The following is a 23444-nucleotide window of genomic DNA, read 5'->3' as shown; positions in this document are numbered from 1 at the left end:
GCCCCGCGGAGCACGTGCTCGGATCCCGGGCTCTCGCTACGGTCACTCGCCGGGACGGGTGAGCCGCCCGCGGGTGCATGGGCGTGGCCCGATGTCAGCCGCGGGCGGCTGGCCCGGGGAGGCGTGGTGGTGCGCCGGCGCAGGAATCAGACCGGCAGGTCGCGCAGCTCGGAGCGCTCCGTGATACCGAGCTTGGTGAACACCCGGTAGAGGTGGCCCTCGACGGTCCGCTGGGAGACGAAGAGCTTCTCGGCCACCTCGGCATTGCTCATCCCGGCGGCCGCCAGGTCCACGATCTCCTGCTCCCGTGCGGTCAGCTCCCCGAGGGCCAGGGCGCCGGTCACGAAGGGCGGGAACTGCAGGCCCGTGGACACCTGGAGCCTCTTCAGCCTCCGCAGGGCCTCACCGCGCCGTCGCAGGTCCCCGGCCCCGTGATGCAGCAGGACCAGCCGGGACCAGGCGATCGCTGCCGGGAGGATCTCCCCGGACGACGCCGTGTGCTCGGCCACCGTGGCCAGTCCGCGTGGGTCGTGGCCCAGGGCCGGGTCGAGGACCCGTGTGAGCGCCCGGGACCGACGCCCGTCCAGGCCGGAGCAGATACCGTGCAGCCGTGACATCACGCCGTCGTCCTCGGCCTGCGGGGGACGCAGGACCAACAGGGTGAACAGGATCTCGCGACGCACCACGGGGTCGGCGTCGAGCCGGGGATCCTCGAGGATCTGACGCCACAGGGGCCGGTGGTCGTCCGTCATGGCCTTCACGCGGTCCTCGGCGATGCTGAACAGGGCCAGGGCCAGCAGCCAACGGCCCCGGGAACCGCGCTGTGGCCGGCGCGCCCGCACGTCGGCACCGATGTCGACCGGGGTCGGGGACAGCGCCACCCGGTGGGGGGTGAGCGTGGCCTCGGCCCACGGCAGCAGCTGCGCCGGGTCGTAGTGACGCAGGTCCACCACGGCGTCGTGCAGCGTGGAGACCGACCCCGCGGTGCCGCCGTGGACCAGGTCCACCATCGCCCGCAGCGCGAGCACGGTGCCGGCCCGCTGGTGCCATTGACGGGGACCCAGCCGGTCCTGGGTGTCCAGGACCCTCCGGGCCTCGTCGAGCTCGCCGGCGGTCGTCAGGTTCAGGACCAGGTTGACCAGTGCGTAGACGCCGAACCTGGCCGAGAACTGCGGCGTGCTGACGGCCAGCTCATGGGCCGCGCGGGCCACCTCGATGGCCTCCGCGGCCTGCCCGGCCAGGCCCAGCAGGTCCGACTGCAGCAGGAGCAGGATGGCCCGGGTGCCGGGGTCGGTGCCGGGGTCCTCGATCAGCTGGCGGGACTGCGCCAGCAGTTCGTCGCGCCGGTCGTCCATGCCCGGGTCCAGCAGCAGGTTGATCATGGTCCGCAGGGACTCGGGAAGCGCGGGCTCGGTGGTCATGCGCGCCCGCACCCCGGCCAGCGCCTGCGGCAGGGCCGCCCAGCCGTGGGGCGCCTGGCCGTTGCGGACGAGGTCGAGGGCCAGCAGCCCGTAGACCTCGATCCGGTAGTCCGGGTCATCGGACCGGGCCGCCAGCTCCTCCAGTTCGGCCCGGGCCGTGCCCGTCCGGCCGCCCACGAGCATGAGTTCGGCCACCAGCAGGTCCGCACGCGGGTCCTCTCGCCCGGCCAGGAACGGGGCCAGGGCGCGCGCGGTCGGCCAGTCCTTGGTCCCCAGCGCCCGGTAGCCGGCGGCGATGATGTCCCCCAGGTCCACGGGATGCCCGCACTCCAGGGCCCACAGCACGGTGCGCGCGGTGGGCCGGTCGTGGATGGACCCGCCCACGGCCTGCCAGCGGGCGAACAGGTCCACGCTGCGCCCCGGAGGGATGCACGAGCGCAGGACCTCGGCGTGCAGGACCGCGGACAGGGTCACGGCATCGGCACCGGCCTCCCGGAGGAAACCGTTCTCGAGCAGGTCCTGGACGTGGTCGCCGCTCACCGCACGCAGGTGGGCCCGGGAGGCCACCCCGGCCAGGGCGAGCAGGTCCAGGCACTCCCGCTCTCCGGGCAGGAGCGAGGCCTGCATGGATTCCACCGTGTCCACGAGCCAGGCATCCGGGTCCGGGGCCGGACGGAGCAGGACCCAGGGGACGGCACGGCCCGGCAGGACCGAACCGCCCTTGGCCTGGACCAGCACCCCCTGGTGCAGGGCCGATTCCAGGAAGGCCTGGACCAGCCGGGGGTTGCCCCCGGTCATCCCGTGGATGGTGCGCGCCGCCCCCTGGGTCAAGGAGCCGCCGAGCGTCCGCTCGCACTGGCGCCGCACCTGGTCCGGGTCACCCGGTCCCAGGTGGACGGTGCGGAGCATGCCGGTGTCGGACAGCGCCGCGATCCCGGATTCCCGGCCGAGCAGACCGGTCCCGCTGGCCAGCAGGGTGGCTGCCCGGTTCTGGACCAGCTGGGCCAGGACGAAGGCGCTGGCGGCGTCCAGGTACTGGACGTCCACCACCACGATCACCGGGGTGGTGCCCAGCTGCTGGAGCGCCCGCAGCACCCCGACGGGCGTGTTGAGCTCGTCCAGTGCGGTCAGCAGGGGGACGAGGGCCCCGTACGGTATCTCGCGCAGCGACGGTGTGCACTGGACGGTGTGCACGTTGTCCGCCAGGCCGGCGATCTCCAGGGCGGCCTGGACGAGCGAGGACTTCCCCGTGCCGGGGCCGCCCAGGATCACCGCGCCGGCCCGGTCGGCTCCGAGCAGGTCCTCGACGAGCGTCGTGAGGTGAGGGGAATCGGTGGGGATCCCCGCGTGCTGGGGCCGCAGCCCCGTGGTCTGCTCGCTCATCGGCCCACCTGCAGCTGGGCCTGGGCGGCGGCGAGCCGGGTCAGGTCCGCCCGGCCCCGGACCTGCAGCTTGGCGTAGATCTGGTAGAGGTGTCCCTCGACGGTGCGGATGGAGATCCCCGTGATGCGGGCGATCACCGCGTTCGTCTTGCCGTCGACCACGAGCCGGGCGATCTCCCGTTCGCGGCGGGTCAGCTGGCCCATCCACTCGGGGTCGGTGCCGGCGTCGTCGGCCGGCCCGTTCTTCGCCCGCCGTGACGGGGCGGCGTCGGCGATCCGGCGCAGCACCTGGGGCGAGAGCCCCTTCAGCAGCGGCGAGTCCGCCTGTTCGACGTATGAGGCGCACCCGGCCTCCGCGAGGGCCTCGAGGGCCCGCACCAGCAGGTTCTCGTCGTCTTCCAGGACGGCCCGGGCCAGGAGCTGGTTGGGGGCCGAGGCCGCGGTCTGGGTGCGTGCGGCGGCCTGGGCCAGCCGCGGGGCGAGCCGGAGGTCCCCGGACTGGAAGGCGATCGCCAGGGCCGAGAACTCGACGGCGTACAGGCCGGCCTCGGCAGCCCGCTCGGCCAGGGCGGAGATACGGGCGAGGCTCGCCTCGGGTGAGTGGATCCGCGCGGTGGCCTGGGCCAGGAACAGCTCGGTCACCCAGCCGAGCCGGCCGAGGGGCTGACCCGCCAGCTGCCCGGCCTGGCTGTCCACCAGCGCCTGGAAGACCTCCGAGGCCCGGGTGTCCGCGCCGCCGTCGCCACCGTCACTGCAGAAGACCAGCAGGGCCCGGGCCGCCTGGAGCTCGTGCGGATTGCCCATGGCCTCCAGCTGGGCCATCAGGCCCGCGGCCCGGCGGTACGCCGGCTCACGGTCTCCGGTCATGGCATCGACCGTGGTCAGGACCAGTTCCGCGTACTGCGCTGACTGCGGGTTCCCGTGATGGCCGTCGATGACCGTCTCGGCGAGGTCCCGGCACCGGTCCAGCTGCCCGCAGGCGAGCAGGACGTTCAGCATCGACTGCGCCAGGACGGAGCGGTCCGCGGGACTCAGCACGTCGTCGATGATCCCGGCGGAGTGGAAGCGGGTGAGCTCTGCGTCGAGCCGGTCCAGCAGGCGCAGTGCCCCGTCCTGGTCATCGCCCAGGGCCAGGGCCTCGGCCCGCAGGGCCTGGGCGCGGCAGCGCACGGACTCCCCGGTGACGTCCGAACCGCGCGGAGCCAGCAGCTCGGGCAGGTGCTCGGCAGGGATCTGGTCCAACCGGGCGTGTGCCTCGCGGAGGTCACCGCGCGCCACGGCCACGCTGGCCGCCAGCACGCTCAGGGACGCGGAATCCGCGACCGGCGCCCGCGTCAGCACGGCCTCGGCCCCGTCCAGGTCCCCCATGGCGATCCGGGCACAGCACTCGGCCCAGGCCAGGTGTGTCCAGGCGGACTCCCCTGCCGGACCGGGGTTCGACGCCGCGTGCCACCCGGATTCCACGAACAGGGACACCGCGCCCTGGACGTCACCGAGCATGATCAGTTCGTCGGCGGCCCGCAGCACGCTGTGGTACCCGGGATCCAGGGTCTGCAGCATGCCGGCCAGTTCGCGGCGGCGGTCCGGCTCGATCGCCGCCAGGGTCTCCGCCGACTGCACGGAGTCCAGCCGGGCGATCCGGCCGGACTGGTCACTGCGGATCTCCAGCGCGCCCCCGTCCTGCAAGGTGTCCAGCTCGTGCGCGAAGCCGATGTGGATGAGGTCGCTGACGGGCATGGGCCCGCAGACGGCCAGCATCTCGAGCAGGGAGCGCTGGCGGACGGGCAGGTGCCGCAGCGAGGTGGCCAGCAGACCGGTGGGGTCCATCCTCGGCAGGGCCCCGGGCACCATGATCCAGCCCTCCTCGGCACGCTGCAGCTTGCCGCTGGCCACGCAGTCACGCGCGAGCTGACGCAGGCGGCTGACCGAACCGCCGCTGTGGCGCCACAGCACGGTCGCCGCGAACCGGGACACCGGACCGTCGAGCACGTCCTCGATCAGCCTCTCACCGGCCGTGGGCGTCAACGGCCGCACCGTGATCCCGGCCACGAGGCCCGCGCGCAGCAGCGACACCAGGTCCACGGGGACGTCGGTCAGCCGCTCGCAGTGGACCACCAGGCAGATGCTGTCGACCTGGGCCAGCTGGGACAGCACCGTGATGGTGCCGGCATCGATCTGGTCCGGCTGGGAGACGATGACGACGGCCGGGGCGGCCCCGTCCGGGCGCAGGAAGCCCGACAGGGTGCGCAGCATGCCGTGCAGCGACGAGGGCGGCGTGCGGTCCAGTCCGGAGAGGAGGATGGCCAGGGCCCCGTACGGGGTGGCGGCCGCGAAGGCGCTGCCGTGCAGGCGGTAGACGGACCGCTCGGGCGGGAGGGCGGCGAGGGCGGCGAGGGCCGTCTCGATGGTCTCGCGCCGGTCACCGGCCTCACCGATCAGGACGGCACCGCGCAGGGCGTCGCCGGCGAGGATCCGGCCCAGCGCCGTGCTGGCCTCCTGGGGAGACTCCATCCACCGGCCGTCGGTGCCGGAGCCCAGCCAGGCGACCCCGGGCTGCTGCGCCAGGCGCGACCGCTGGGACACCGGTGGCTGGACCGGCGGTGACGCGTTGAGGGAGGGGGCCGGCGGTGCTGCCGGCGGGGCCGGTGCGACGGCACGCGGCAACGGGGGGACGGGCTCGACGGACAGGGTCCGGCCGGTCATGGGGAGACGGGGCCGGGGGGTCTGGAGCGAGCGTTGGGGTGAATGGGACCGATGAGACGTGTACATACTGGAGCGCCCTCTGTTCTGAACTGCCTCCGGAAGGGGGATTCCGGACATGATCGCGGGGATGCGTCACGACCTTGACAGGTGGCTTTCGTCACAGATCCTAGGGAGCAGTTCGGGGCGGGGGGAAGCCCTGACGACATGGGCGGACGCTTAGGAGGCGAAATCAACCCCCAAAATTAACCCTTGACGAAATGACCATCATGTGCCTATCGCCCTGACTGGGCGACACGGCATCGATCACGGTTCCGCCCATAGGATTCGAACCTATACTGCACGGCTCCAAAGGCCGGCGTGCTGCCGTTACACCAGGGCGGATCGGCCAGCGGGGCCGGCAGTCCATTCTGCCACAGTCACCTCGCGGGGCAAGGAGGGGATGCAGCGGCCGGGCCGGTCACCGCAGGCCAGGGCCGGGTCCTCGCCTACCCCTCGCCTACCCCTCGGCGACCTCGCCGGCCTCGAGCCAGGCCAGCTCGGCCTGTTCCTTGCGCTCGGCCAGCTCCTGCAGGTCGGCGTTGGCCCCGGCGAGCGCCTCGAAGTCCCCGGACTCGGACAACCGCGCCATCCGGGCGTGCAGTTCGGACTCCTCCTCGGCCAGTCGCGCCAGCTGTCGCTCCAGCCGGCCGGCCTCCTTGCGGGCCGCCCGCTTCTCGGCCTCGCTCGGACCGGACGGCACGGCCGCCGTCCCGGGTCCGGCGGGGGCACTCGAGCCCGTCCCGCCGCCGGCAGGCGGGGCCCCGGCACCACCGCCGGCGCCCGTGAGCCCCCCGACCCGCCCCGTACCCGGGGACTCCTGCTCCCGGCGCAGGGCCAGGTACTGGTCCACTCCCCCGGGCAGGTCGCGCACCCTGCCGTCCCCGAGCAGGGCGAGCTGGTGGTCGGTGACGCGTTCGAGCAGGTACCGGTCGTGACTGACCACCACGAGGGTGCCCGGCCAGCCGTCGAGCATGTCCTCCACCGCCGCCAGGGTGTCCGTGTCGAGGTCGTTGGTCGGCTCGTCCAGCATCAGCACGTTCGGCTCCCCCACCATGAGGCGCAACAGCTGCAGACGGCGCCGCTCGCCACCGGAGAGCTCGGCCACGGGCGTCCACTGCCGCGACGTGCCGAAGCCCAGTTGCTCCAGCAGCTGCCCGGTGGACAGGTCCCTGCCGCCGACCTGGAACGAGTTGCCCTCCCGGGCCATGACCTCGGCCACCCGGAGGTGGGAGACCTCGTCGAGCTCCCGGACGTCCTGGGTGAGGATGGCGGTCTGCACGGTCTTGCCGCGCCTGACCCGCCCGGAGTCCGGCTGCACCTGCCCGTCGAGAAGGCGCATCAGGGTCGACTTGCCGGCACCGTTGACGCCCACGATCCCCACCCGCTCACCGGGGGCCAGCCGCAGCGTGACGTCGTCGAACAGGGTGACGGGCGCGCCGCCGTCGGGGCCGGGGATCGTGTAGGTGACCGACTCCAGGTCCAGGACGTCCTTGCCCAGCCGGGCGGTGGCCATCTTGGCCAGCGAGACGGAGTCCCGCGGTTCCGGCACGTCGGCGATCACCGCGTTCGCCGCCTCGATGCGGAACTTGGGCTTGGAGGTGCGGGCCGGGGCGCCGCGGCGCAGCCAGGCCAGTTCCTTCTTCACCAGCTGCTGCCGCTTGGACTCCATCACGGCCGCGGCGCGGTCCCGTTCGGCCCGGGCCAGCATCCAGGCCGCGTACCCGCCGTCGAAGGGCTCCACCGTGGCGTCGTGCACCTCCCACGTGCGGGTGCAGACCTCGTCGAGGAACCAGCGGTCGTGCGTGACCACGAGCAGACCGCCGTCGGTGGCCCGCCAACGGGTCTTGAGGTGCCCGGCGAGCCAGGCGACGCCCTCGACGTCGAGGTGGTTCGTGGGCTCGTCGAGGAAGATCAGGTCGTCGTCGCCGGCCAGCAACCGTGCCAGGGCGGTGCGGCGTCGCTGTCCGCCGGACAGGGTCCCAACGGTGCGCTCCCAGTCCAGGCCGCCGAGCAGGCCTTGCATGACGTCGCGGATCTTCGGGTCCGAGGCCCACACGTGGTCCGGGACGTCCCCGACGACGGCGTGCTTGACCGTGTCGGCATCGTCGAGGTCGTCCCGCTGGTCCAGCACGCCCAGGGTGACGCCGCCCCGGCGGGTGACCCGGCCGGCGTCGGGTTCCTGCTGGCCGGCCAGGATGCGCATCAGCGTGGACTTGCCGTCGCCGTTGCGGCCGACGAGGCCGATGCGGTCGCCCTCGTCCACGCCCAGGGAGACGGCGTCCAGGACGGTGCGGGTGCCGAAGGAGATGCCGATGTTCTCGGCGCCGAGCAGGTGTGCCATGAAGCGGTGTGGTCCTTAGGTTCGGGGGTGTGGGTGGGGCCGGGGTGTGGGTGGGGCCGGGGCGGAGGTCCCGCGGTGGGTGCCGGGCGCTAGAGCACTCGGGCTCCGTGCACCGGGCCGTGCACGGCGATCGCCGCCACGCCGGTGCGGTCCTCCAGGCGCGCGGCCAGCTGGAAGGACTCCTCCGCGCTGCGCGTCAGGAACATCACGGTGGGGCCGGAACCGGAGACCTGACCGGACAGCGCGCCCTCCTCTAGGCCGACGTCCAGCATCTCGGACAGCTCCGGCACCATGGTGGCCGCCGGGACCTGCAGGTCGTTGCGCAGCAGCAGGGCCAGTTCCTCGGCGTTGCCCGCGGTGAGGGCCTGGACGAGGTCCCGGTCCACCTCCGGGTCGGTGTCCGGGGTGGGCAGGGTGCCCTCCGCGCGCAGCCGGTCCAGCAGGGCGTAGACCTGCGGGGTGGACAGGCCGGTGGCAGCGGGCACCAGCACGAGGTGGACGGGGTGCCGGGCCAGCAGCGGGGTGAGCTCGTCACCGACGCCGAGCCCGACGGCGGCCCCGCCCATCACCGCGAACGGCACGTCCGCGCCCAGCGACGCGCCGATCGAGGCCAGGTCCTGCCGGGACAGTCCCGCGTCCCACAGCGCGGCACAGGCCATCAACGCCGCCGCCGCGTCCGCCGAGCCACCACCCATGCCACCGGCCACGGGCACCTGCTTGGTGATCTCCAGGTGCACTCCGTGGGTGGCCGGGTCCAGTCCGAGGTGCTCGCGCAGCAGCAGGGCGGCCCGGGCGGCCAGGTTGGAGGAGTCCTGCGGGATGAGGTCCGGGTCCACGAAGACGCTGGAGTTGTCGGCGAGCGAGACGGTGACGTCCCCGTCCGCGCGGGGCGTGGCCGTGACCTCCTCGGCCATGGACACGGCCAGGTAGACGCTGGCGACGGGGTGGTAGCCGTCCGGCCGCGGGCCGCCGACGGCCAGGGACAGGTTCACCTTGCCGGGCGCCTGCGCGGTCACGTGGCTGAACAGCCGGCCGGACTCGGGGTGGGAGGCCGTCGGGCTCATGCGCCGGTACCCCGTTCCGGCCGGGCGGCGGCGATCCGGGCGAAGGCCTCGATGCCCAGCACCTCGCCGCGGGCCCGGGGGTCCACTCCGGCGGCGCGCAGGGCGGTCTCGGCGGCGACGGGCGAGCCCGCCCAGCCGGCCAGCGCGGCGCGCAGCGTCTTGCGGCGCTGGGCGAAGGCGGCGTCCACGACGGCGAAGACCTGCTTCCGCGTGGCCGTGGTCTCCGGCGGGTTGCGCCGGGTGAAGGCCACGAGCCCGGACTGGATCTTGGGCGCGGGCCAGAAGACGTTCTTGCCGATGGTCCCGGCCTTGCGTACCTCGGCGTACCAGGCCGCCTTGGCCGAGGGCACCCCGTAGACCTTGGAACCGGGGTCCGCGGCGAGGCGGTCGGCCACCTCCTCCTGGACCATGACCAGTCCGTGCCGCAGCGAGGGGACCTCCGCCAGGAGGTGCAGCAGCACCGGGACGGCCACGTTGTAGGGCAGGTTGGCCACGAGCGCGGTGGGGGGACCGGGCGCCCGGGCGGGGCGCACGGAGTCGATGGCGGCGGCGGAGACGTGCATCGCGTCGGCGAGCAACACCCCCAGGCGGTCACCGGCTCCTGGCCGGAATTCGGACGCGGTCTGGGCCAGGCGCCCGGCCGGGACCGGGTCGATCTCCACGGCGGTGACCGCGGCGGCGGCGTCCAGCAGGCCCAGCGTGAGGGAGCCCAGGCCGGGGCCGACCTCCAGGACGTGTTCCTCGGCCGTGGTCCCGGAGGCGGCCGTGATCCGCCGGATGGTGTTCGGGTCGATGACGAAGTTCTGCCCGAGCGTCTTCGTGGGACGCAGGTCCAGCTCCGTGGCCAGCCGGCGGATGTCGGTGGCGGAGAGCAGGGGGGCGTCAGGGGCGGTCACGCGTTCCATCCTACGGGGGCGGCAATGCCCAAGGGCCCGCCGGAGCGGGCCCTTGGGGACAACGGGTGTTCGGTGGCTCGCGCCGGGGAGCCGTGGATCAGCGCAGGCCGAGCTTGGAGGAGCAGGCGGGCCAGTGTCCCCAGCCGCCGTTGGCGCGCAGCACCTCGGCGGTGGCGATCTGCTCGGCGGGCGTGGCCTGGTGCGGCAGCGGTGCGTAGCGGGTGCCGCCGGCCCCGGCCCAGGAGGAGGCCGAGAACTGCAGGCCGCCGTAGTAACCGTTGCCGGTGTTGATGGACCAGTTGCCGCCGGACTCGCACTCGGCCAGGGCCTGCCAGGCACCCGAGGCGGGGGCGGAGGCCTGCTCGGGCCGGGGGGCGGGGGTGGTCTCGCGCGGAGCGGACGGGCGGGCGGCGGAGGAGCTGGACGGGGCGGATGCGGCCGCCTCGGTGCGGGTCGGCTGCGCGGCCTGCCGCGGGGCGGGCTTCGGGGCCGGGGCCTTGGTGCCGACGGCGATGCGACGGTCCACCGGCTCGCGCACGGTCTCGGTCGCGGTGGCCTTGCGGCCGGTGACCTTGCCGTCCACGGTGGTGACGGTCCACGTGGTGACCTGCTTGCCGGCCCGGCCCTCGGCGACGACCTCGGTCCTGCCGCGGGCCAGGTCCTCGTCCTGGACCTTGACGGTCTCGAACGGAACGGCCTTCGCGGTGGTCGTCGTGGCGGTGTCCACGCGCTGCACGGTGACGGTCATGCCGGAGGTGACGGGGGTGTCCCCGGCGGGAGAGAGGCGGTCATTGCCGTCGAAGTCGACCTTGCCCTGGCGCAGGGCCTGCTCGACGGTCGCGGCGCCGGTGGCGAAGGCCCGCTCGAACGTGCCGGACTTCACGGTGACGGCCTTGGGCAGGACCACGTCGACCTGCGAGGCCCGCTCCAGGTTCAGGACGGTGGAGCCCAGGGACCCGGCATCGGCGTCGTCGGCACCGGTGGCGGAGGCCGGGGCCGCGTCGTCGGCGGAGGCGGTGGCCTCGGCGCCGCGCTGGGTGGACACGAGGGCCACCAGTCCCACGATCACCAGGGCGAGGGTTGCCACCTGGGCGATCAGCTTGGCCAGACGGCCCTTCATCACTCGTGCCATGGATATCCAGTCGTCGTCGCATCCGGGCACGGGTTCAGGTCGGGCCCATGGCAGGCGTCCGACGGCCCGATCCGGCCAATTGGTGATCTACGATAACGGCTGGATAACAAAGATATCAAATTGGTCACGAACCGGCGTGGTCAGCGCGCCTTTCCCGCCTGCCGGTGCAGCCCTCAGAACTCGCCGTAGACCCTCCGGGTGTTCGCCGCGATCGCCGCACTGAGGGCGTCGACCTCCATGCCCCGGACCTCGGCCATCCGCCGGACCGTCAGGGGCACCAGATAGGGCGCGTTCGGCCGGCCGCGATGAGGGTGCGGGGTCAGGAAGGGCGCGTCCGTCTCCACCAGGACCAGGTCCTTCCGGGCCTCGGCCAGGGCGGCCCGGAGGTCGTCGTTCGCGGCGAAGGTCACCGGGCCGGCGAAGGACATGTACCAGCCGTGCTCGTTGCAGGTCCGGGCCAGGGCCGCGTCGCCGGAGAAGCAGTGGAACACCACCTTCTCCGGCAGGTCCGGGGTGTCCAGCAGGATCCGCACCACGTCCTCGTGAGCGTCGCGGTCGTGGATCTGGACGGCCTTGCCGAGGCGGTGGGCCAGGTCAAGGTGCCACCGGAACGCCTCCTGCTGGGAGCCGACCCCCTCGGGCCCGGTGCGGTAGTAGTCCAGCCCGGTCTCCCCCACCGCCCGCACCCGCGGGTGGGCGGCCATCTGCTCGATCTGCTCCAGGGCGGCCTCGAGGTGTCCGCGCTCGGCCAGCCGGGCGGCGTCGTTGGGGTGGATCGCCACGGCCCCGAGCAGTCGGGGCTCCGCCTCGATGGCCGCCAGGGTGAACCGGGCCGACTCCACGTCGCAGCCGACCTGGACGGCACCGGACACCCCGGCGGCCGCGGCCGCGTCCATGGCCTGGTGCACGTCCACGGTCACGAGACCGTCACGGAAGTCCAGGTGGGTGTGGTTGTCCACCACGGGCACCGTGAGCGGTTCGGGGGCGGGCGGGTACTCCAGGCGCCGCTTGCGCCGCGACTTCTCCTCGGTGGGCTGGCGCCGGCGTTCCCCGGGAACGGCGGGCGCCCCGGGCTCCTCGTCCGGGGCCGGACGGTAGGCCGCCGGGACCGCTGCGTCCGGGCGGCCGACGCGATCACCGCTGCCGGCGGGATCGGTGGACGGGGCGGTGCGGACGTCGTCAGGAGTGGACATGCCTTCATGCTAGGGCGCGGGCCGGGCCGCATGACCGCGGGAGTCGGCACCGACGGACGGGCGCGGCCGCCCTCGATACGATGGCCGGATGACTGAACCGCAGGCCACCGTCCTGTTCGTGTGCACGGGCAACATCTGCCGTTCCGCCTACGGCCACCACCTGCTGGCCCGTCGGCTGGAGCATGACGCCCCGGGCCGGTACCGGGTCGTCTCGGCGGGCACCCAGGTCAACCCGCGGCTCACGGTGCCGCCACAGGTCCACGCCCTGCCGCGGGCCGGCTCGCTGCAGACCCTCACCGACCATGCCCCCATGCAACTGACCGGGCGGGCCGTGGGCGGGGCCGACCTGCTCCTGGCCGCCACCTCCGACCACTCGGCCGTCATCCTGCGGGAGACGCCGGCGGCGCTGAACCGGTCCTTCACCATGCTCGAGTTCGGGGCAGCGGCCCGGGCGATGGCCACGGGGGAGATCCCGGCATGGCCCGCCCCGGCGGCGGGATCGACCACCCTGGCCGAGGACGTCCGCTCGCTGGCCCGGCACGTCTCGCGTCATCGCCCCAGGGTCCGCGGATCCCTGGCGACGATCGACCTGCCCGACCCGTACGGCCAGGCGGACACCGCCTACACGGAGATGGCGTCCGCACTGGAACCGGCCGTCGAGCACATCGCCGACCTGCTGGTCGGCCTGGCCCGCCGCGACTGAGGGACCGGGCGGTACGGCGGGACTGAGGGTCGGGCGGCGGGGCGGACCGGCGTCGGCCGGCTCAGCGCCCGGGCGCGGGGTGGAACCGCTGCTGGGCCTTCTCCAGGCCCGACTCCACCAGTTCCACCACGGCGTCGGCCGCCCGGTCCACGTGCAGCGGCAGCAGCTCGCGCTCGGCCGCGGTGAACGGACGCAGCACGTAGTCCGCGGCCGGCTGGCGCCCGGGAGGCCGGCCGATCCCGACCCGCACCCGGGGGTAGTCCCGGGTGCCGAGCACCTGGGAGATGGACTTCAGGCCGTTGTGCCCGCCCTCGCCTCCACCGGTCTTCAGGCGCAGGGTGTCGAAGGGGATGTCCAGCTCGTCGTGCACCACGATCAGGTGCTCGGGCCGGATCGAGTAGAACCGCGCCAGGGCGCCCACCGGGCGCCCTGACACGTTCATGTAGCTGGCCGGCTTGGCCAGGATCAGCTTGGGTCCGCCCGGACGCACGTGCGCGGTCCCGACGGCGGCGCCGGCCTTGTGCGCGGTCAGTCCGGTGCCGAAGCGCCCGGCCAGCTCGTCCACGACCATCTGGCCGACGTTGTGCCGGGTGCGGGCGTAGTCGGGCCCGGGGTTGCCGAGCCCGACCACGAGCCACGTCGCCGACGCACCGCCGGAACCGGCCGCCGACGACGAGGTACCCTGCACGGTCATCGGGTCGATCAGCCCTCGGCCGGGGCCTCGGAGGCGCCCTCGGCCGCCGCCTCGCCCTCACCGGTCTCGCCCAGGTCCTGGACGGTGGGCTCGGAGATGGTGGCGATGACGTAGTCGTCCTCGAGCTCCAGGGTGGTGCCGGCCGGCAGCTGGATGTCGCGGCCGTAGACGTGCTCGCCCGCGGCGCGGCCCTCGATGACGATGGTGACGTTGTCCGGCAGGTGGGTGGCCTCGGCCAGCACCGGCACGGTGGCCTCCTCGAGGTTGAACACGGTGTTCGGGGCGGCCTCGCCCTCGACGTGCACGGGCACGTCCACGACGACCTTCTCGCCCTTGCGCACCACGAGCAGGTCGAGGTGGTCGACGGTCTGCTTGATGAAGTTGCGCTGGATGTCCTTCGGCAGCACGAGGTGCTCCTCGCCGTCGTGCACCAGCGTCAGCAGGGCGTTCGGGTTGCGGACGGCCAGCGTGGTCTGCTGGGCCGGCATCAGGATGTGGACCGGGTCGGTGCCGTGGCCGTAGACGACGGCCGGGATCTGGCCGGCGCGGCGGGCCTGGCGCGCGGCACCCTTGCCGAAGTCGTCACGCAGGGTGACCTGGATCTTGATCATGTCGCTCATGGTTCTCCTCCTGTACTCGCTCTCCACTCCACCGTCGGTGGAACGGGCCTTCCAGGCAGGACTTCGCCGCATCCCCTCGCGCGGACCGGCCGGGAGTCCGGACTGGACCCACCGGGACGACGGTCCAGGAGGTGCGGCGGCCTCGTCGATCACGGAGCGGGACGCTCCCTCGCCTGGGCAACGCCGACCATCCTACCAGTGGTGCCAGTAGGCTGGCGGAACGACCCGGCCGTGGTGTCCGCACCCCTATCCCCAGGAGGACCCGTGGAGAACCCGCAGCAGGACTGGGAGGCCGGTGGTGAGCGGCTGACGGCCACCACCGCCGCCATGCTCTCGGCCATGGACTCCGTGGTGGACGGCAAGCACCGGGCGGTCCGCACGGCCGTCCTGGTCCTGCTGGCCGGCGGCCACCTGCTGGTGGAGGACGTCCCCGGCGTGGGCAAGACCCTGCTGGCCAAGGCCCTGGCGCGGACCGTGGGCGGCACCGTCAACCGCATCCAGTTCACCCCGGACCTGCTGCCCTCGGACGTCACGGGGGTCTCCGTGTTCAACCAGGACCGGCACACCTTCGAGTTCCGGGCCGGGGCGGTGTTCGCCAACGTCGTGATCGGCGACGAGATCAACCGGGCCTCCGCCAAGACCCAGTCCGCCCTGCTGGAGTGCATGGAGGAACACCAGGTCACCGTGGACGGCACCACCCACCGGCTGGACGAGCCGTTCATGGTGGTGGCGACCCAGAACCCGGTCGAGTCCGAGGGCACCTACCCCCTGCCGGAGGCACAGCGGGACCGGTTCATGGCCCGGATCACCATGGGCTATCCGGACGAGGACGCCGAACTGCAGATGCTGCGCACCCACCACGGTCCGCTGCCCTCGGCCGCTCCCGTCAACCGGCTCGCCCCGGTCACGTCCACCGACGACGTGTTGCAGATGATCGAGGCCGTCTCCCGGGTGCACGTCTCCGAGCCCGTGGCCCGGTACGTGGTGGCCCTGGGCCGGGCCAGCCGGCAGCACGCGGACGTGCTGGTGGGAGCCAGCCCCCGGTCCCTGCTGCAGCTCACCCGGGCGGCCAAGGCCGAGGCCGCGCTGAACGGCCGGTCCTACGTGACGCCGCAGGACGTGACCGACGTCGTGGGGGTGGTGTTCCCGCACCGGTTGATGCTGCGGCGCCGGTCCGCGCACGACGCCGCGGAGGCCGAGGCGGTCACCGACCGCATCCTGCACTCCGTGGCCGTCCCGGCCGGCGTCTGAGACCGGGTGGGACGATGGGCACCGGTCCGCTGAAGCCGACGACGCGGGGGCTGGCCATCGGGGTGGCCGCCGCGGTGCTGGTGCTCGGCGGGCTGGTCCTGGGACGGCGGGAGGCCATCGCGATCGGGCTGTTCCTGGCCGCGCTCCTCGCCGCCTCCCTGGCCGCGCTGGCCGTGCACGCGCACCTGGCCCGCCGGACCCGGTTGGTGCGCACGGTGTCCCCCCGGGTCCTCGTGGCCGGGGGCGACGTGCGGGTGACGTTCTCGGGCGTGGTGCCCGGCCTCAGGGACGCGCTGCCCGGCCGCGCCCCGGTCCCGGTGCCGTCCGGTGGTTACCGGTGGCCGGCACCCCGGCGGGGGGTGTACGACGTCGGCCCGGCCCTGACGCACCTGCGCGGCCCGTTCGGCCTGTGGACCGGGAGCGCACCGGTGGCGGCCACGAGCCGGGTGCGGGTGCTGCCCCAGCCGCTGGACGACGAGGCACTGGACGGGGTCCTGCGGGCCGGGACCGGGGAGCACGACGCGGCGGACCTGCTCGGCAGCGAGGCGGCCCCGGATGACCTGCTCGTGCGGGACCACCGGGACGGGGACGCCCTGACGCGGGTGCACTGGGGTGCCACCGCCCGCACCGGACGGCTCATGGTGCGCCAGGAGGAGTGGGCGCACGACCCCTGGACCGTGGTGGTCCTGGACTGCCGGGCAGTCTCCTTCGCCACCGGCCGGCACCAGGTGGACGGCGGGGCGGGCCGGGGCTGGACGACGTCCGCGGCGTTCGAACGGGCGGTCAGCGTGGCCGCGGCGGTCATCGACCGGTTGCACTCCTCCGGCCACCACGTGCTGCTGATGGACCAGGACGGCAACCGGCTGGAGCCCGAGCTGGCCGCCGCCGTGCTCGAACCGGCGCTCCGGGAGGCGGCCTGGCCCGCCGCCCTGCCCTCCCAGGTCACCACCGTCATCGCCCTGCTGGGCACCGCGGTCGGGCAGGACGTGCCGGTCATGGTCACCCTGCCCCGCACCCTGCACCGCGTGGCCCTGCTGTTCGGGGCCGGTGAGGCCGTGCCGGTCGGGCCCGCCGGACCGGTAGGGCCCGCCGCCGCGCTCGAGCAGGACGGCTGGCTGGTGGCGGGGGTCCGGACATGACCGGCGTGCTGTCCCGGGCCGGGGCCGCCTGGCTGCTGGCCGCCCTCACCGGTGCCCTGGTGGTCGCCGCCGCGCTGTCCCTGGGCGCCGTGTTCGATGCCCCGCCCGCGGCCTGGTTGCCGCCCTCGTCCGTGCCGGCCGTCCTGGGACTGGCCGGGGCCGCCACCGTCCGCTCCCTCGGAGGCCGGGTGCTCCGCCCCCTGCTGGTGGGGCTCGCGGTCGCCGCCGGGGCCTGGTGCCTGCAGTGGTGGCCCGAGACGCTCCTGGCGGGACTGCTGCCCCAGCAGGAGACGGCGGGGGCGATCGCCGCCTCGGCCGCGGAGCTGCGCGAGACCATCTGGACGGACACCGTCCCGGTGACGCCCACGGATCCGGCGCTGGCCGCCGTCGGGGCGGTCCTGGCACTGACCGCCCTGGTGACCGACGCGATCGCCGTCGGGTTGCGCTCCCCCGCGATCGCCGGGATCCCGCCGCTGGCCCTGATCGGGGGTGCGGCCGTGATCACGGCGGGGGTGACCCCGTGGCCGGCCCTGGCCATCGCCGCCGGGGCCTGGCTGGCCCTGCTGGCGGTGGGCAGCGACTCCCTGCTGTCCCTGATCCACGAGGCGCCCGCCCCCGGGGCCCGCCCGGAGTCCGACCGGCCGGCCGGTGGCGCCTCCTGGCCGGCCGGCACGGTGGCGACCGGCGCGGCGGCCGTGGCCGCCCTGGTGGCCGGAGCCACCCAGGTGCCGTTCCTGGCCACCGGGCTGGCCCCCGAGGGGCAGCGCTTCGTGCTCGGCCAGGGTGCGGGCCCGGTGAACCCGGCCGCCGATCTCGGCCGCGAGCTGCGCAGCTCCACCGGGTACGCCGGGATCCGCTACGAGACCGAGGACGGCCGGGGCGTCTACCTGCGCACCGCGGTGGTGGAAGATGTCCAGGACTCACCCTGGGAGGCCGTGCCGCCCCAGTACTCGGGGCCGCCCACGATCACGGGCTTCGACCCCGCCGGTGCGCGGCTGGCCGGCGGTTCGGACCGGCTCCTGGCGCAGGCCGCCGCCGGTGGGGACGGTCCGTGGTCGGTGGTGAGCCTGTCCCTGGACGACTGGTCCGGGAACTGGGCCCCGCTGCCGGACCAGGTCTGGCGCGTGGACCGGGTCGTGGGCGACTGGGGCTGGCAGGTGGAACCGTCCACCTCCGTCGCCTACCGCCGGGAGTCGACTCCGGTGGAGCTCGACTACCGGGCCGCCGTCGTCCCCGTGCGGATGGGCCTGGAGGAGCTGGCCTCGCTGACCCGCCCGGGCGCCCCGCAGGGCATCTACAACCGCTGGGGCTCCGGACCGGAGCTGGAGGGCTCCCGGGTCGAGGCCCTGGCCCAGGAGGTCACCGCCGGGATGACCAACCCCGTGGAGCAGGCCGCCGCCATCCAGGCGCACCTGACCTCCGGGCGCTTCACCTACTCCGAGACCGCCCCCGTGGAGCGGGGCTACGACGGCTCGGGACTCCGGATGACGGAGCAATTCCTCGAGGCCGGGGCCGGATACTGCATCCACTACGCCTCCGCGATGACCATGATGGCCCAGTCCGTGGGCATCCCCGCCCGGGTGGTGGTGGGCTACGCACCCGTCGCCGCGACCCCGGGCACCGGGACGCAGCACCGGGTGACCTCGGACCGGGCGCACTCCTGGCCGGAGCTGTACCTGAACGGCGTCGGGTGGGTCCCCTTCGAGCCCACCCCGGGGGTGGGACGGACCCCCAGCTACACGCAGGCCCAGGGGTCCGGTGACCCGACGCCCGAGGCCGACCCCAGGCTGCCCGGAACGGCCGCGTCGCCGAACGCGCCCCTCCCCGCGTCCGGATCCGGCGGGGAGGGAGCGGGCTCTGCGGGGCGGGACGGCGCGGCCCGCGTCGACCGGACGGTCGGCTCGATGGTGCTCGGCCTGACGCTGGCGGCGGCCCTGGCCGGACTGGCCGTGCTGCCCCGCTGGCTCCGTGCCCGACGGCGGCGTCGGCGGCTCGGCGCCCGCACCGGGCAGGTGCAGGGCCCGGCACCGGGGGCGATCGACGGACCGGACCCCGCGGCCGATGCGCGGCGGATGCGCCGGCGGGTCCGGGACGCGTGGCAGGAACTGGAGGACACCGCGACGGACCTGGGCCTGGGGCGCCGGGCGTACGAGCCCGAACCGGCGTTCGCGCACCGGCTGGCGGGCCGGAGCACCCGGGACGGGGCCCGGCCGGACGGCAGGAGTGGGGCCACCGCCACCGCCACCGTGGCGGCCGTGGACAAGGAGGTCGAGGCGATCGTCGACGCCATCTCATGGGCCCGCTACGCCCCGGACGCCTCGCCCGCCCCCACGACGGTGCCCGGGACGGTGGGGCGGGTCCGGGCGCTCGTCACCGCCCTGGAGCAGGCCGCGGACCCGGCCATCCGGCGCCGGGCCCGGTGGCTGCCCGCGTCACTGCTGCCCGCCCCGGGCCGGCCCGGATCGCCCGCCCGGCCCGGCTGGCTCGACTGGCCGGGCTGGCTCGACTGGACCAGGGACCGCAACCGGCGCGGGTGACCGGGTGCACCCCACCGTCGGTGCCCGCACACGGCACGGGCCCGGCCGAAGCCGGGCCCGTGCCGTGTGCGGGACTGTGGAGGGGCCGGACTACTTCTTCGCGGCGTAGGGGTCGGCGATGCCGATGTACTGCACCGTGGTGTACTCCTCGATGCCCTCGGCGCCGCCCTCGCGCCCCAGGCCCGACTGCTTCACGCCGCCGAACGGGGCGGAGGCGTTGGAGATGACGCCCGCGTTGAAGCCGACCAGGCCGAACTCGATCTGCTCGGAGACCCGGAACATCGTGTTGACGTCCTTGGTGTAGATGTAGGACGCCAGGCCGTACTGGGAGGCGTTGGCCAGCTCGATGGCCTCCTGCTCGGTGGCGAAGGTCGTCACGGGGGCCACCGGGCCGAAGATCTCCTGGGACAGGATTGGGTTGTCCTTGCCCACGGACAGCAGGGTCGGGATGTAGAAGAAGCCCTCGCCCTCCTTGGGGGTGCCACCGGTGACGACCTCGCCGCCGGCCGCGACGGACTCCTGGACCAGGGCGTGGATGTCGTCCCGCGCGCCGCCGTCGATGATCGGGCCCACGGTGGAGTCCGGCTCGGTGCCGCGGGCCGGGTTCAATGCGGCCAGTGCGGCGGCGAACTTGGCCGTGAACTCCTCGGCCACGTCCTCGTGCACGATGAAGCGGTTCGCGGCGGTGCAGGCCTCGCCCATGTTGCGCATCTTGGCGGCCATGGCCCCCTCGACGGCGGCGTCCAGGTCGGCGTCCTCGAAGACCAGGAACGGGGCGTTGCCGCCGAGCTCCATCGAGGTGCGCAGCACGTTCTGGGCGGCATCCTGCATCAGGCGCACGCCGACCGGGGTGGATCCGGTGAAGGACACCTTGCGCAGCCGGGAGTCCTTCATCAGCGGCCCGGAGATCGCGGAGGCCGAGGACCCGGCGACGACGTTGAGCACGCCGGCCGGCAGGCCCGCCTCCTGCATGACCTGGGCGAAGAGCATGGAGGTCAGCGGGGTGAGCTTGGCGGGCTTGAGCACCATGGTGCAGCCGGCGGCCACCGCCGGGGCGACCTTGCGGGTGGCCATGGCCAGCGGGAAGTTCCACGGGGTGATCAGCAGCGACGGGCCCACGGGCTTGTGCGTCACGATCATCTTGTTCTTGCCCTCGGGCGAGGTGAAGTAGCGGCCGTAGTGGCGCACCGTCTCCTCGGAGAACCAGCGCAGGAACTCGGCGCCGTAGGCGACCTCACCGCGGGCCTCGGCCAGCGGCTTGCCCATCTCCAGGGTCATCAGCAGGGCGAAGTCCTCGGCGCGGGCGGTGACCAGGTCGAAGGCGCGGCGCAGGATCTCGGCGCGTTCGCGCGGGGCGGTCAGCGCCCACTCGGCCTGCACGGCGGCGGCGGCGTCCAGGGCGGCCAGGGCATCGTCCGAGTTGCCGTCCTGGATGGAGAGCAGGACCTTGCCGGTGGCCGGGTCGTGCACGTCCAGGGTCTTGCCGGAGCTGGCGTCCCGCCACTCTCCGTTGATCAGCAGGCCGGTGGGGACGGACTGCAGCAGTTCCTGCTCGCGTTCGGCGGTGACAGTCATGGGGAACCTCATTTCCGGTCGGTCGGCTCGGTCGGCCGGCGGCGGGTGTCGCCGTCGTCGGGGACCGTTCACCTCAGACTACTGCCGCCCGTGGGGCCATCCTGCACAGGTCACAATGCGACACCGGTGCACTGTGCGGGCCCGTCGGGGCGTTGTTCGGCCCTACTGCCGGGAGGCCAGGACCGCCTCGTACAGCTCCCGCTTGGGCACCCCGCGGGCTGCGGCCACGGTGGCCACGGCCTCCTTGAGCCGGGTGCCGGAGGCCACGAGGACCTCCACGTCGGCCACCTGGCCGGCCGTGTCCGTGTCCGGCTCACTGGTGGCCCCGGCGGTGACGATGACGATCTCGCCCCTGATGTCCTTCGAGCCCGCCCACTCGAGCAGGCCCTCGAGGCTGTCCCGGACCACCTCCTCGTGGAGCTTGGTCAGTTCCCGGGCCACGCAGGCGGGGCGGTCGGCCCCGAAGGCCTCCCGCAGGGAGGACAGGGTCGCGGCCAGGCGGTGCGGTGACTCGAAGAAGACCAGGGTCCGGGCGTCCCGGGACAGCTCGGTGAGCAGTCGCGAGCGCTCCCCCTCCTTGCGCGGCAGGAACCCCTCGAAGGCGAAGCGGTCGGTGGGCAGTCCGGACAGCGCCAGCGCGGTGGTCACCGCGCTCGGGCCGGGCGCGCAGGTCACCGGCACGTCTTCCCGGGCCGCGGTCGAGACCAGCCGGTAGCCGGGGTCGGAGACCAGCGGCATGCCGGCGTCGGTGACGACCGCCACCACGGCGCCGTCCCGGGCGGCGTCCAACAGCTCCCGCGTGGACTCGCGTTCGTTGTGCTCGTGGTGGCTGACGACCTTCCCGGTGATCCTGACGCCCAGGCCCTGGGCCAGGTGGTGGGCGCGGCGGGTGTCCTCGGCGGCCACCACGTCCGCGGTGGCCAGCAGGTGCCTGAGGTGCTCGGAGGCGTCCGAGAGGTTGCCGATGGGCGTAGCCGCCAGCACGATCCGTCCACCGGGGTTCTCTGCATCAGCCATGCCCTCATCGTAGGCGCCCGCGATCCCCCACCGACCTGCACGTACCATGGCAGGGTGTTCCCGCCCCCGCACTCCGCCCCGTCGGCCGCGCCCGACGCCGCGGCGTCGTCCCGGCCGGAGGGCCGGGAACCGGCCCCCGTGCGTGACCGCTGGCTGGAGACCCCCCTCGAGGCGTACACCGAGTCCGCCCTGCGGCTGCGGCTGCTCGGGGAGCGCTTCCACCCCGGCCACTGGGGCTGGATCGTCCCACTGGCCGTGACACTGGTGGCCGCTGTGCTGCGCCTGGCCCGGCTGGACCACCCCGACCAGTTGGTCTTCGACGAGACCTACTACGTCAAGGACGCCTTCACCCTGCTGCAGGCCGGTTACGAGCTGAACTGGCCGGAGGAGCACAACGAGCAGTTCGCCGCCGGGAATCCCCGGCCCGAGGACTCTCCCGAGTACGTGGTGCACCCGCCGCTGGGCAAGTGGCTGATCGCCCTGGGCATGCTGTGGTTCGGCACGGACCACGGTGTCGGCTGGCGGTTCTCGGCGGCGGCCGCCGGGACGCTGTCCGTGCTGCTGACCGCCCTGATCGCCCAGCGGCTCTTCCGCTCGGTGTTCCTGGGCGGAGTGGCCGGGCTGCTGCTGGCCGTCGAGGGCCACCACCTGGTGCTCTCCCGCACCGGCCTGCTGGACATCTTCCTGTCCTTCTTCGTGCTGGCCGCCTTCGGCGCGCTGCTGCTGGACCGGGCGCACGGCCGGGCCCTGCTCGCCCGCCGGCTGGCCGGCGTCGCCGACCGCCACGGCGGGGTGCCGCCGCCATGGGCGGGGCGCCACGGACCCTGGCTGGGCTGGCGCCCGTGGCGGCTGGTGGCCGGCGTGCTGCTCGGCGCCGCCTGCGGGGTGAAGCTCTCCGGGCTGGCCTTCGTGGCGGTGTTCGGGCTGATGAGCGTGCTGTGGGACGCCAACGCCCGCCGGGTGGCCGGGATCCGGCACTGGCTGCGCGCCGGGATCGTCCGGGACGGCCTGTACGCCTTCGTCGCCGTGGTCGGCGTCGGCGCGCTCACCTACCTGGCCACCTGGACCGGGTGGCTCGTCACGGCCGGCGGGTACAACCGGCAGTGGCACCTGAGCCATCCGCCGGTGGCGTGGTGGGAGCACCTGGTCCCCGGGGCGCTGCGCTCACTGGCCGACTACCACCGGCAGTCCACCCAGTTCCACGGCGGCCTGGAGTCCGGCCACGACTACGCCTCGAGCCCGTGGACCTGGCCGTTCATGGGCCGGCCCACCTCCTTCTACTATCAGGGGTACGACGACGGTGCGGCCGGCTGCCCGGTCGAGACCTGTTCCGCGGCGATCACCGACCTGGCGAACCCGGTGATCTGGTGGGCCGGCCTGCTGGCCGTCCTGGCCCTGGTGCTCATCTGGCTGGGCCGCCGTGACTGGCGGGCCGGGGCGATCCTGGGCGCCTACGCCGCAGGCCAGCTGGTCTGGTTCCTCTGGCCGGACCGCACCATGTTCTTCTTCTACACGGTGGCCTACGCCCCCTTCCTCGTGCTGGCCGTCACCCTGTGCCTGGGGGCGCTGCTGCGCCTGGGCGGGCCGGTGAACCGCCGCCGGAACACCGTCCTGGTGCTGTCGTTCGTCCTGGTGGCCGTGCTGACCAGCGCGTTCTTCATGCCCGTCTGGACCGGGGAGATGATCCCCTATGAGCAGTGGCGGGCACGCATGTGGATGAGCAGCTGGATCTGAGCC

At 73.9% G+C, this 23444-nt stretch carries 16 protein-coding genes and 1 tRNA gene; 5 read left to right on the top strand and 12 right to left on the bottom strand.

Annotated elements, in window-relative coordinates; all coding sequences use genetic code 11:
• Nucleotides 1-146 precede the first annotated feature (146 nt).
• The 8 genes from GGQ69_RS16695 to GGQ69_RS01960 all read right to left on the bottom strand — a co-directional run bounded on the left by GGQ69_RS16695 (nucleotide 147) and on the right by GGQ69_RS01960 (nucleotide 12171).
• Entirely contained in the window at nucleotides 147-2804 is a 2658-nt protein-coding gene (locus GGQ69_RS16695; RefSeq protein WP_183523942.1) for a LuxR family transcriptional regulator, read from the bottom strand.
• On the bottom strand, nucleotides 2801-5506 hold the full coding sequence (locus GGQ69_RS01990; protein WP_183523939.1) for a LuxR C-terminal-related transcriptional regulator: 2706 nt from the start codon (nucleotides 5504-5506) through the stop codon (nucleotides 2801-2803). Before GGQ69_RS01990 ends, GGQ69_RS16695 begins: the two co-directional genes overlap by 4 nt.
• 309 nt (nucleotides 5507-5815) lie before the next feature.
• Nucleotides 5816-5887, bottom strand: a tRNA-Gln gene (locus GGQ69_RS01985).
• A 115-nt stretch (nucleotides 5888-6002) separates the two neighbouring features.
• Complete coding sequence (locus GGQ69_RS01980; protein WP_183523936.1) at nucleotides 6003-7886, bottom strand: ABC-F family ATP-binding cassette domain-containing protein; 1884 nt, start codon at nucleotides 7884-7886, stop codon at nucleotides 6003-6005.
• Nucleotides 7887-7975: 89 nt separating this feature from the next.
• Entirely contained in the window at nucleotides 7976-8950 is a 975-nt protein-coding gene (locus tag GGQ69_RS01975; protein ID WP_183523933.1) for a 4-(cytidine 5'-diphospho)-2-C-methyl-D-erythritol kinase, read from the bottom strand.
• Nucleotides 8947-9855 carry a 16S rRNA (adenine(1518)-N(6)/adenine(1519)-N(6))-dimethyltransferase RsmA gene (gene rsmA, locus GGQ69_RS01970; protein ID WP_183523930.1) on the bottom strand — a complete coding sequence of 303 codons (909 nt, stop codon included), beginning with the start codon at nucleotides 9853-9855 and terminating at the stop codon, nucleotides 8947-8949. Before rsmA ends, GGQ69_RS01975 begins: the two co-directional genes overlap by 4 nt.
• An 88-nt stretch (nucleotides 9856-9943) precedes the next feature.
• On the bottom strand, nucleotides 9944-10978 hold the full coding sequence (locus GGQ69_RS16690) for a resuscitation-promoting factor (protein ID WP_183523927.1): 1035 nt from the start codon (nucleotides 10976-10978) through the stop codon (nucleotides 9944-9946).
• A gap of 173 nt (nucleotides 10979-11151) precedes the next feature.
• Nucleotides 11152-12171, bottom strand: a complete 1020-nt coding sequence (locus GGQ69_RS01960) for a TatD family hydrolase (protein ID WP_255459391.1) — start codon at nucleotides 12169-12171, stop codon at nucleotides 11152-11154.
• 88 nt (nucleotides 12172-12259) lie between these two features.
• Here GGQ69_RS01960 and GGQ69_RS01955 point away from each other — a divergent pair, with 88 nt between their 5' ends.
• Nucleotides 12260-12874: a low molecular weight phosphatase family protein gene (locus GGQ69_RS01955; protein ID WP_183523924.1), complete on the top strand. Its 615-nt coding sequence runs from the start codon at nucleotides 12260-12262 to the stop codon at nucleotides 12872-12874.
• Nucleotides 12875-12935: 61 nt separating this feature from the next.
• On the opposite strand, the gene pth is transcribed toward GGQ69_RS01955, so the two are convergent.
• Together pth and GGQ69_RS01945 are read right to left on the bottom strand one after the other, a co-directional pair.
• A complete protein-coding gene (pth, locus tag GGQ69_RS01950; RefSeq protein ID WP_183523921.1) occupies nucleotides 12936-13568 on the bottom strand; it encodes an aminoacyl-tRNA hydrolase in 633 nt (210 codons plus the stop codon).
• A gap of 8 nt (nucleotides 13569-13576) precedes the next feature.
• On the bottom strand, nucleotides 13577-14188 hold the full coding sequence (locus GGQ69_RS01945; protein WP_183523918.1) for a 50S ribosomal protein L25/general stress protein Ctc: 612 nt from the start codon (nucleotides 14186-14188) through the stop codon (nucleotides 13577-13579).
• Nucleotides 14189-14452: 264 nt separating this feature from the next.
• Between GGQ69_RS01945 and GGQ69_RS01940 the strand changes: the two genes are divergently transcribed.
• The 3 genes from GGQ69_RS01940 to GGQ69_RS01930 are packed head-to-tail and all read left to right on the top strand — an operon-like array spanning nucleotide 14453 to nucleotide 19115.
• Complete coding sequence (locus GGQ69_RS01940) at nucleotides 14453-15439, top strand: MoxR family ATPase (RefSeq protein ID WP_183523915.1); 987 nt, start codon at nucleotides 14453-14455, stop codon at nucleotides 15437-15439.
• A gap of 14 nt (nucleotides 15440-15453) precedes the next feature.
• On the top strand, nucleotides 15454-16578 hold the full coding sequence (locus GGQ69_RS01935; RefSeq protein ID WP_183523912.1) for a DUF58 domain-containing protein: 1125 nt from the start codon (nucleotides 15454-15456) through the stop codon (nucleotides 16576-16578).
• Nucleotides 16575-19115 (top strand): transglutaminase family protein, encoded by a 2541-nt coding sequence (locus tag GGQ69_RS01930; RefSeq protein ID WP_183523909.1) that lies wholly within the window; start codon nucleotides 16575-16577, stop codon nucleotides 19113-19115. Before GGQ69_RS01935 ends, GGQ69_RS01930 begins: the two co-directional genes overlap by 4 nt.
• Before the next feature lie 90 nt (nucleotides 19116-19205).
• Here the strand turns inward: GGQ69_RS01930 and GGQ69_RS01925 are convergent, their stop codons facing one another.
• Together GGQ69_RS01925 and rsmI are read right to left on the bottom strand one after the other, a co-directional pair.
• Nucleotides 19206-20690 carry an NAD-dependent succinate-semialdehyde dehydrogenase gene (locus GGQ69_RS01925; RefSeq protein WP_183523906.1) on the bottom strand — a complete coding sequence of 495 codons (1485 nt, stop codon included), beginning with the start codon at nucleotides 20688-20690 and terminating at the stop codon, nucleotides 19206-19208.
• A 162-nt stretch (nucleotides 20691-20852) separates the two neighbouring features.
• On the bottom strand, nucleotides 20853-21707 hold the full coding sequence (gene rsmI / locus GGQ69_RS01920; RefSeq protein ID WP_183523903.1) for a 16S rRNA (cytidine(1402)-2'-O)-methyltransferase: 855 nt from the start codon (nucleotides 21705-21707) through the stop codon (nucleotides 20853-20855).
• A 54-nt stretch (nucleotides 21708-21761) separates the two neighbouring features.
• Here rsmI and GGQ69_RS01915 point away from each other — a divergent pair, with 54 nt between their 5' ends.
• The gene (locus GGQ69_RS01915) at nucleotides 21762-23441 is read left to right on the top strand and encodes a dolichyl-phosphate-mannose--protein mannosyltransferase (RefSeq protein ID WP_183523900.1); all 1680 of its coding nucleotides are present in this window, start codon (nucleotides 21762-21764) and stop codon (nucleotides 23439-23441) included.
• Nucleotides 23442-23444 lie beyond the last annotated feature (3 nt).

This window comes from Micrococcus sp. TA1 (genome assembly GCF_014199555.1).
Lineage (GTDB): Bacteria > Actinomycetota > Actinomycetes > Actinomycetales > Micrococcaceae > Citricoccus.
Note: the sequence above shows the minus strand (reverse complement) of the source record. Positions and strands in the feature narration are given on the sequence as shown.

Excerpts from the sequence above, each read along its gene's own strand:
- GGQ69_RS01960 (WP_255459391.1), bottom strand. The coding sequence starts at position 12,171 with ATGTCCACTCCTGACGACGTCCGCACCGCCCCGTCCACCGATCCCGCC.
- GGQ69_RS01945 (WP_183523918.1), bottom strand. The coding sequence starts at position 14,188 with ATGAGCGACATGATCAAGATCCAGGTCACCCTGCGTGACGACTTCGGC.
- GGQ69_RS16690 (WP_183523927.1), bottom strand. The coding sequence starts at position 10,978 with ATGGCACGAGTGATGAAGGGCCGTCTGGCCAAGCTGATCGCCCAGGTG.
- GGQ69_RS01990 (WP_183523939.1), bottom strand. The coding sequence starts at position 5,506 with ATGACCGGCCGGACCCTGTCCGTCGAGCCCGTCCCCCCGTTGCCGCGT.
- GGQ69_RS16695 (WP_183523942.1), bottom strand. The coding sequence starts at position 2,804 with ATGAGCGAGCAGACCACGGGGCTGCGGCCCCAGCACGCGGGGATCCCC.
- GGQ69_RS01975 (WP_183523933.1), bottom strand. The coding sequence starts at position 8,950 with ATGAGCCCGACGGCCTCCCACCCCGAGTCCGGCCGGCTGTTCAGCCAC.
- GGQ69_RS01980 (WP_183523936.1), bottom strand. The coding sequence starts at position 7,886 with ATGGCACACCTGCTCGGCGCCGAGAACATCGGCATCTCCTTCGGCACC.
- rsmI (WP_183523903.1), bottom strand. The coding sequence starts at position 21,707 with ATGGCTGATGCAGAGAACCCCGGTGGACGGATCGTGCTGGCGGCTACG.
- GGQ69_RS01925 (WP_183523906.1), bottom strand. The coding sequence starts at position 20,690 with ATGACTGTCACCGCCGAACGCGAGCAGGAACTGCTGCAGTCCGTCCCC.
- GGQ69_RS01935 (WP_183523912.1), top strand. The coding sequence starts at position 15,454 with ATGGGCACCGGTCCGCTGAAGCCGACGACGCGGGGGCTGGCCATCGGG.
- pth (WP_183523921.1), bottom strand. The coding sequence starts at position 13,568 with ATGACCGTGCAGGGTACCTCGTCGTCGGCGGCCGGTTCCGGCGGTGCG.
- GGQ69_RS01955 (WP_183523924.1), top strand. The coding sequence starts at position 12,260 with ATGACTGAACCGCAGGCCACCGTCCTGTTCGTGTGCACGGGCAACATC.
- rsmA (WP_183523930.1), bottom strand. The coding sequence starts at position 9,855 with ATGGAACGCGTGACCGCCCCTGACGCCCCCCTGCTCTCCGCCACCGAC.
- GGQ69_RS01930 (WP_183523909.1), top strand. The coding sequence starts at position 16,575 with ATGACCGGCGTGCTGTCCCGGGCCGGGGCCGCCTGGCTGCTGGCCGCC.